The sequence below is a fragment of the Alistipes sp. Marseille-P2263 genome (assembly GCF_018101075.1).
Taxonomy (GTDB): domain Bacteria; phylum Bacteroidota; class Bacteroidia; order Bacteroidales; family Rikenellaceae; genus Alistipes; species Alistipes dispar.
This window is the reverse complement of sequence record NZ_JAGQEJ010000007.1, coordinates 196,859-205,752: the sequence shown is the minus strand read 5'-3', so window position 1 is coordinate 205,752 and position 8,894 is coordinate 196,859. Positions and strand designations below refer to the sequence as shown.

General features: G+C 64.2%; 5 protein-coding genes. All 5 read left to right on the top strand.

Going from position 1 to position 8,894, the window contains the following annotated elements; genetic code table 11:
* The first annotated feature begins 236 nt into the window (after window positions 1-236).
* A complete protein-coding gene (gene pflB / locus KB554_RS10045; protein ID WP_141428167.1) occupies window positions 237-2,465 on the top strand; it encodes a formate C-acetyltransferase in 2,229 nt (742 codons plus the stop codon).
* Window positions 2,466-2,474: 9 nt separating this feature from the next.
* Window positions 2,475-3,200 (top strand): pyruvate formate-lyase-activating protein, encoded by a 726-nt coding sequence (gene pflA, locus KB554_RS10040; RefSeq protein ID WP_211035901.1) that lies wholly within the window; start codon window positions 2,475-2,477, stop codon window positions 3,198-3,200.
* A gap of 344 nt (window positions 3,201-3,544) precedes the next feature.
* A complete protein-coding gene (locus tag KB554_RS10035; RefSeq protein ID WP_211035912.1) occupies window positions 3,545-4,672 on the top strand; it encodes an acyltransferase family protein in 1,128 nt (375 codons plus the stop codon).
* 144 nt (window positions 4,673-4,816) lie between these two features.
* Entirely contained in the window at window positions 4,817-7,087 is a 2,271-nt protein-coding gene (locus tag KB554_RS10030; protein ID WP_211035900.1) for a bifunctional alpha,alpha-trehalose-phosphate synthase (UDP-forming)/trehalose-phosphatase, read from the top strand.
* The gene (locus KB554_RS10025) at window positions 7,080-8,867 is read left to right on the top strand and encodes a glycoside hydrolase family 15 protein (RefSeq protein ID WP_141428171.1); all 1,788 of its coding nucleotides are present in this window, start codon (window positions 7,080-7,082) and stop codon (window positions 8,865-8,867) included. The genes KB554_RS10030 and KB554_RS10025 overlap by 8 nt, the downstream gene beginning before the upstream one ends.
* Window positions 8,868-8,894 lie beyond the last annotated feature (27 nt).

Here is an 8,894-nt window from a genome sequence, read left to right as displayed (position 1 = left end):
GGAGAGGCCGGAACCCGCCGCTCCGCCCCGCCGCCCCTTCTTCGGAACGTCGCAATCTTCCTTCGCCCCGTCCGTCGCCGGCTGCGCAAAAACGGGCGGGCAAAATACCGGATTGCAGGTATTCTGACGGCTGTTTCATACGAAATGCAAGCGACTGTCCCGTTTTCCCGAAAAATTCGCTTATCTTTGCACGCCGAAATACGACAATTTAAATCTCAAAAAGAACAATATCTTCTATGGAACCGAACAAAACCTTCATCGACGGGCTTTGGAGCAAAGAGATCAACGTCACGAGCTTCGTACAGACGAACATCACCCCCTATCTGGGCGACGCTTCGTTCCTGCAGGGCCCGACCGAGCGTACCAAACACATCTGGAATCTCTGCCTCGAGGCCCTCGAAGAGGAGCGTCGGAACAACGGCATCCGTTCGCTGGACAACAAGACCGTCTCGACCATCACCTCGCACAAGGCCGGCTACATCGACCGCGAGCAGGAACTGATCGTGGGCCTGCAGACCGACGAGTTGCTCAAGCGCGCCATCAAGCCTTTCGGCGGCATCAACGTCGTCTCGCGCGCCTGCAAGGAGAACGGGACGGACGTGGACGAGAAGGTGAAGGACATCTTCACCCACTACCGCAAGACGCACAACGACGGCGTGTTCGACGTTTACACCGAAGAGATCCGCTCGTTCCGTTCGCTGGGCTTCCTGACGGGCCTTCCGGACAACTACGCCCGCGGCCGCATCATCGGCGACTACCGCCGTCTGGCGCTCTACGGAACCGACCGCCTGATCGAGGCCAAGCAGCAGGACCTCCGCAACCTCACCGGCCCGATGACCGAGGCCCGCATCCGCCTGCGCGAGGAGGTCGCCGAGCAGATCAAGGCCCTGAAGGAGATCCGCACGCTGGGCGAGTACTACGGCCTGGACCTGAGCCGTCCGGCCCATTCGGCGCAGGAAGCCGTGCAGTGGGTTTACATGGCCTACCTCGCGGCCGTCAAGGAGCAGGACGGCGCCGCCATGTCGCTGGGCAACGTCTCGTCGTTCCTCGACATCTTCATCGAGTACGACCTCGCGCACGGCCTGATCGACGAAACGTTCGCACAGGAGCTCATCGACCAGTTCGTCATCAAGCTCCGCATGGTCCGCCACCTGAGAATGCAGTCCTACAACGACATCTTCGCCGGCGACCCGACGTGGGTGACCGAGGCCATCGGCGGCCGCTTCAACGACGGCCGGACGAAGGTGACGAAGACCTCGTTCCGCTTCCTGCAAACGCTCTACAACCTCGGTCCCTCGCCCGAGCCCAACATGACGGTGCTCTGGAGCCCCGAGCTGCCGCAGGGCTTCAAGGAGTTCTGCGCCAAGGTGTCGGCCGACACCAGCTCGATCCAGTACGAGAACGACGAGCTGATGCGCGAGGTGCGCGGCTCGGACGACTACGGCATCGCCTGCTGCGTGTCGTATCAGGACATCGGCCGTCAGATCCAGTTCTTCGGCGCCCGCGCCAACCTGGCCAAGGCACTGCTGCTGGCCATCAACGGCGGCCGCTGCGAGAACACCGGCACGCTGATGGTCAAGGGCATTCCGGCCCTCTCGGAGGGGCCGCTGCGCTTCGAGGAGGTGATGCAGAACTACAAGAAGGTGCTGCACGAGATCGCCCGCATCTACAACGAGGCCATGAACATCATCCACTACATGCACGACAAGTATTACTACGAGAAGGCGCAGATGGCCTTCGTGGATACCGACCCGCGCATCAACCTCGCCTACGGCGTGGCCGGACTGTCGATCGCCATCGATTCGCTGTCGGCCATCAAGTACGCCACGGTGACGCCCCGCCGCAACGCCGAGGGGCTGACCGAGGGCTTCGACATCGAGGGCGACTTCCCCTGCTTCGGCAACAACGACGACAGGGTGGACCACCTCGGCGTCGATCTGGTCTACTACTTCAGCGAGGAACTCAAGAAGCTGCCCGTTTACAAGAACGCGCGCCCCACGCTGTCGCTGCTGACGATCACCTCGAACGTCATGTACGGCAAGAAGACCGGCGCGACGCCCGACGGACGCGCCAAGGGCGTGGCTTTCGCTCCGGGCGCCAACCCGATGCACGGACGCGACAAGAGCGGCGCGATCGCCTCGCTCGCCTCGGTGGCCAAACTCCGCTACCGCGACTCGCAGGACGGCATCTCGAACACCTTCTCGATCGTGCCGAAGTCGCTGGGCCCCACCGATCAGGACCGAGTGGACAACCTGGTGACGATGCTCGACGGCTACTTCACCAAAGGGGCGCACCACCTGAACGTGAACGTGCTGAACCGCTCGATGCTCGAGGACGCGATGGAGCACCCCGAGAAGTATCCGCAGCTGACGATCCGCGTGTCGGGCTACGCCGTGAACTTCACGAAGCTGAGCCGCGAACACCAACTGGAGGTCATCAGCCGCAGCTTCCACGAACGCATGTAGGACGACGCCATGTTACGCGTACACTCCTACGAATCCATGGGAACTTTCGACGGGCCGGGACTCCGGCTCGTCGTTTTCCTGCAAGGCTGCAACTTCCGCTGCCTTTACTGCGCCAATCCCGACACGATCGAAGCCTGCGGCGGCACGCCGACCGAAGCCGCGGAGATTCTCCGCATGGCCCGGGACCAGAAACCCTTCTTCGGCCGGCGGGGCGGCGTCACCTTCTCGGGCGGCGAGCCGACGTTCCAGGCCGCGGAGCTGATTCCGCTCGTCCGGGCGCTGCGGGCCGAAGGGATCCACGTCTGCCTCGACTCGAACGGCGGGGTGTGGAATCCCGCCGTCGAGGAGCTGCTGGGGCTGGCGGACCTCGTGCTGCTCGACGTCAAGCAGGCCGCCCCGGAACGCCACCGGGCGCTCACCGGGCGCGACAACGCCCCCACGCTGCGCACCGCGGCGTGGCTCGAGGAGCACGACAGGCCCTTCTGGCTGCGCTACGTGCTCGTTCCGGGATACAGCGACGCCGAGGAGGACATCCGCGCCCTCGGAGAGCGTCTCGGCGGATACCGGATGATCGAACGGGTCGAACTGCTGCCCTATCACACCCTCGGCGTACACAAATACGAAGCGATGGGGCTGGAGTATCCGCTGCGCGACGTGCGCGAAAACACCCCCGAGCAGCTCGACCGCGCCGCGGCCCTGCTCAGGGAGTACTTCCGGACGGTGGTGGTGAACTGATCCCGAAAAGGGGAGGGAACGCAAAGCGGCCGTTCGGACGGAGAAATACGGAACCGCGGCGCAGCCGGCCGCCATCGCCATTCGGGAAAGCGCCGCATCGGGGAAGTCCGCGCACGGGATCCGGTCCCGGGCGAGCCCGTCCGGGCAACGCGACGGAACATCCCCGGAAAGCGCGGAGGGACTCACAGCGGAAAAACAGGGTTCCGGAAAAATCGTTCGGGCAATTCGGCTTTTCCCACGATAAATCCGGAACCGGCCGCACTGACATAGCGGCCGGTTCCGGATTTTTTCGTATCTTCGCCGGAAATCAACCCGAAACTGCCATGAGCGAACGACTGCCCGACCTGAAAACCGCCTCCCGCGAGCGCATCGGCTGGATCGACCTGCTGCGCGTCCTCGCCTGTTTCCTGGTGGTGTTCTCCCACTGCTGCGATCCCTTCGTCGCCGTCTTCGACAGCGACCGTCCGACCTTCCTCTACGGCTGTTTCTCGGGCAGCCTGGTCCGCTGCTGCGTCCCGCTGTTCGTCATGATGACGGGCGTGCTGCTGCTTCCCGTGCGCACCGACACGGCGGTCTTCTACCGCAAACGCATCGGACGCATCCTGCTGGCGCTCATCTTCTGGTCCGTGGCGCTGCCCCTGCTCTACCTCCTTTACACCCGGATCGCTCCGGAGACGTCGCTCGACGCCGGGAACTACACCTGGGAGGCCACGCTTCCCAAACTTTGGAACTTCATATTCAACTTCACCTACGAAACCACGCCGCTGTGGTATCTCTACATGCTCGCAGGGCTTTACCTCGTCATGCCCGTCCTGAGCGCATGGCTCGAGCGGGCCTCGCGGCGCGACCTGCGCATCCTGCTCGGCATCTGGGGCATCACGCTGCTGCTGCCCTACGTCAAACTCCTCGCGCCGCTGGCGGGATACGCCGGAAACTACGGCAACATGGGCCTCTACGGCATCTGCGACTGGAACGAATTCGGCACCTTCCACTACGTCTCGGGCTTCGCCGGATACCTCGTGCTGGCCCACTACCTCGTCAAATTCCCGCCCGCCTGGAGCTGGCGTCGGACGCTCGGCGTCTGCATCCCGCTCTTCGCCGTCGGCTACCTCGTCACGGCCTTCGGCTACGTGCTGCTGCAAAAGCACTTCCCGGGCAACTACGCCTACCTCGAAATCGTCTGGTACTTCGCGGGCATCAACGTCTTCATGATGACCCTTCCGGTCTTCCTCGTCGTGCAGAAACTCGCCTCGCGGCCCCGGGCATGGCTCGCGCGGATCGCGGGCGCGACGTTCGGCATCTACCTCTGCCACTTCGTCTTCGTACAGGCGGGCTACGACCTCATCGGCCGGATCCCGGGACTGCCCGTGCCGGTGCGCATCGTCCTGAACGCCTGCGCGGCCTTCGCCGTGAGCTACGGCGCGGTATGGCTCATGCAGCGCAGCCGCATCACGCGGCGGCTGGTGGAGTGAACCGTTGCGCCGCCCTCTCAAAATGAAAGGGAGGGTCTCATTTTGAGAGAGCCGAACGATTCTCCGGCACGCCCTTAATCGCTTGCTGTCAATACGGTATATTCCGGACGGGCGCTTTGTACGCAAATTGCGGCCGTCGGGAGCATGAAACTTTACATCGTATCGAACCGCTTGCCTGTGAAGGTTTCCGAGCAGGAGGGGCGTCTGCTTTTCGCGCGCAGCGAGGGCGGCCTCGCCACCGGACTGGACTCCCTGCACACCGATTACGAAAAACACTGGATCGGCTGGCCGGGATTCTGCCCCGACGGGGAAGAGTGCCGCCGGAAGACGGCCGACGAACTGGAGGCCCTGCGTTTCCATCCGGTCTTTCTCACCGCCGGCCAGATCGCCGACTACTACGAAGGTTACAGCAACAGCACGATCTGGCCCCTGTGCCACTACTTCTTCGCCTATACCCGCTACAAGGCGAGCTACCGCGAGGCCTACCGCGCCGTGAACCGTCTTTTCTGCGAGACGGTCTGCCGGCTGGCCGAGCCGGGCGACATCGTATGGGTGCAGGACTACCAACTGATGCTCCTGCCGGGCATGCTGCGGGAAGCCCGCCCCGAACTGGAGATCGGCTATTTCCACCACATTCCCTTCCCCTCCTACGAACTGTTCCGCATCCTGCCCGAACGCGCCGAAGTGCTGCGGGGGCTGCTGGGCGCCGACCTCGTGGCCTTCCACACGCACGACTACATGCGCCATTTCATCAGCACGGTGGAACGGGTCCTGCACCTCGATTTCCGGCTCGACGAGGTGCAGCTCGGCGACCGCGTGGTCCGCGTGAACGCCCTGCCCATGGGGATCAACTACGACCTCTACCACGGCGCCTCGCAGAAGCCCGAGGTCCGCGCCGCCGTCGAACGCACCCGCCGCCTCTTCGGATCGCACAAGCTGGTGCTCGCCGTGGACCGGCTCGATTACAGCAAGGGCATCCTCCACCGGCTCTGGGGCTTCGCCGCATTTCTGGAGCACCATCCCGAATACCGCGGGCAGGTGACCTTGGCCATGGTGATCGTCCCCTCGCGCGACCACGTGGGAAGCTACGCCGAACTGAAGACGCGCATCGACGAGGAGATCGGCTCGATCAACGGCAAGTACTCCACGATGGACTGGACGCCGGTGTGCTACTTCTACCACGGCTTCGCCTTCGAGGAGCTGGCCGCCATGTACTGCGTCGCCGACGTGGCACTCGTCACACCCCTGCGCGACGGCATGAACCTCGTGGCCAAGGAGTACATAGCCACCAAGACCGACAATCCGGGCGTACTGATACTGAGCGAAATGGCCGGTGCTGCCGTCGAACTGTCCGAGGCCCTGCAGATCAATCCCAACGACATCGGACAGATCGAACGGAGCCTCGTCGAGGCATTGACCATGCCGGTCGGGGAACAGCGGCGGCGCATCCGCGACATGCAGCGGACGATCTGCACGCAGACCGTGGACAAATGGGCCGCCGATTTCCTCGAAGAACTGGACGCCACCCGGCGGAAAAACGAACGCCTGCGCCGCAAACGCATCTCCGTCGGAACGACGGCGGCCGTCAGGGCGGCCTACGGCCGGGCAAAGCGGCGGCTGCTCCTGTTCGACTACGACGGAACGCTGGCCGCCCTGCGTCCCCGTCCCGAGGACGCCGCGCCGACGCCCGAACTGCTCGACCTGCTGCGCAGACTCTCCGGGGACCCGGCCAACCGGGTCGTCATCAACAGCGGCCGCGACCACGAGACGCTCGAACGGTGGTTCGGCTCAATGCCCCTGTCGCTCGCGGCCGAGCACGGCGGGTTCTATAAGGAGGCGGGGGTCTGGCACAAGAACCTCCGCTCCGCGGAGTGGGACGGCGAGCTGCTGACGCTCCTGCAACGGTTCATCGCCAAGACGCCCCGCGCCCGGCTGGAGACGAAGCAGACGGCGCTGGCATGGCACTACCGCCAGAGCGACGCCTGGCTCGGCTCGCTCCGGGCGCAGCAGCTCGTCAATCACCTCGCGCCGCTCTGCTCCCGGCTCAGACTGCAAATCATGCAGGGAGACAAGGTCGTGGAGATCAAGTCCCCCGACTGCACGAAAGGCTCGGAGGTCGAACGGCTCCTCGCCTCCGAACGGTACGACTTCATCCTGGCCCTCGGCGACGACACGACCGACGACGACATGTTCCGTGCGCTACCGCCCGAAGCCGTGACCGTCAAGGTGGGCAACGTCTCCGAATGCGCCGCCCACAACCTCGCGGCGCAGGCCGAGGTGCTGCCCTTCCTGCGCGAAGTGACGCGCGGCGAAGCCGGCCCGCGAACGGCGGCCTCCGAAGGCCGGAAGGGGCTGCGGCTGCCGCTCGGATTCCTGAAAGGACTGCTGAAAAACAACAAGACACGCCATGAATAACCTCAACTACGGCATCATCGGCAACAGCCGCACCGCCGCGCTCATCTCCGACCGGGGCCGCATCGAATGGCTCTGCTTCCCCGACTTCGACTCGCCCTCGGTATTCGCCGCCCTGCTCGACCGTGCGAAAGGCGGCTCGTTCGGCTTCGAGGTCTCCGGCAGCTATGCGGTCCGGCAGAGCTACGTCCCCCACACGAATATCCTCTCGACCCGCTTTTCGGCCGACGAGGGGGAGTTCGAGGTGCTCGACTACATGCCCTGCTACCGCTCCTTCGAGAAGGAGCACTACCTGCCGGCCGAGCTTTACCGCTACATACGCCTCGTGCGGGGCCGTCCCCGCCTCGCCATCGACTACGCTCCGGCTCCGAACTACGCCCGGGGCGAGGTGAGCCTCCGCGTCACGCCCGAGTATGTCGAAACGTGCAGCTCGTACGACCGGAAAGACCGCCAGTACCTCTACTCCTCCCTCCCGCTCGACGCGATCGTCGAACGGCGCGAAATCACGCTCGAGAAGGACGAATTCCTGCTGCTCTCCTACAACGAGAAGGCCATCCCGATCGACATCGAACGCGAGAAGATCGAATACTGCCGCACGCTGGTCTATTGGCTCAACTGGACGAACCGCACGAAGAAGTACAACTGCTACAACGACGTCATCGAGAGGAGCATGCTCGTGCTGAAGCTCCTCTCCTACTACAACGGCGCCATGCTCGCGGCCGTCACCACGAGCCTGCCCGAGACGATCGGCGAGGAACGCAACTGGGACTACCGATTCTGCTGGCTGCGCGACGCCTCCATGTCCATCGAAACGATGTTCCGCGTGGGGCACGTCGGGGCCGCCCGCCGCTTCATGAAATTCATCCAATCCACGCTCTCCGCCAGCCACGACTTCCAGATCATGTACGGCATCCGCGGCGAACGGACGCTGACCGAGACGACGCTCGACCACCTCGCGGGCTACGCCGGGTCGCGCCCCGTACGCATCGGCAACGACGCCTACCGCCAGCGGCAGAACGACTCGTTCGGCTACCTCATGGACCTGATCTACCAATACTACCGGCTGATGCCCGGCACGCTCGACGAGATCGAGGACATGTGGGAGCTGGTCAAGAGCATTCTGGACAACGTTTCGGAGAACTGGCGCAACCCCGACAAGGGCATCTGGGAAATCCGGGGCGAAGGGCAGCACTTCGTCTCCTCGAAGGTCATGTGCTGGGTGGCGCTCGACCGCGGAGCGCGCATCGCCGCGATGCTGCGCAAACACGCCTGCGCCGAGAGCTGGCGCGAGGAGGCCGAGGCGATCCGCCGCGACGTGCTGGAACACGGCTGGAAGGAGGAGATACAGAGCTTCTCGCAGAGCTACGGCAACCTGGCCCTCGACTCGTCGCTGCTGCTCATGGAACCCTACGGATTCATCCCGGCCGCCGACCCGCGCTACCGCAAGACCGTGCTGGCCGTCCGCAAGGCCCTCTTCCACAAAGGACTGATGTACCGCTACAACAACGAGGACGACTTCGGCGTTCCCTCCTCGGCCTTCACGATGTGCACCTTCTGGCTCATCCGCGCCCTCTACGTCATCGGGCAGCACAACGAGGCCAAGACGCTGTTCAACCAGATGCTCCGCAACGGCAACCACCTCGGGCTTTTCAGCGAGCACCTCGACTTCGACACGAAGGAACAGTCGGGCAACTTCCCGCAGGCCTACTCGCACCTCGCCGTGGTCAATACCGCCCTGCTCTTCGCCGAGGAGGACGACCGGCTGGGATTCATCCGTCCGTAATCCGGACCGGAGCCGCCGCCCCGGGCG

What these genes read in the sequence shown, in the direction of transcription:
- pflB (WP_141428167.1), top strand. Translation starts at nt 237, where the DNA reads ATGGAACCGAACAAAACCTTCATCGACGGGCTTTGGAGCAAAGAGATC.
- pflA (WP_211035901.1), top strand. Translation starts at nt 2,475, where the DNA reads ATGTTACGCGTACACTCCTACGAATCCATGGGAACTTTCGACGGGCCG.
- KB554_RS10030 (WP_211035900.1), top strand. Translation starts at nt 4,817, where the DNA reads ATGAAACTTTACATCGTATCGAACCGCTTGCCTGTGAAGGTTTCCGAG.
- KB554_RS10025 (WP_141428171.1), top strand. Translation starts at nt 7,080, where the DNA reads ATGAATAACCTCAACTACGGCATCATCGGCAACAGCCGCACCGCCGCG.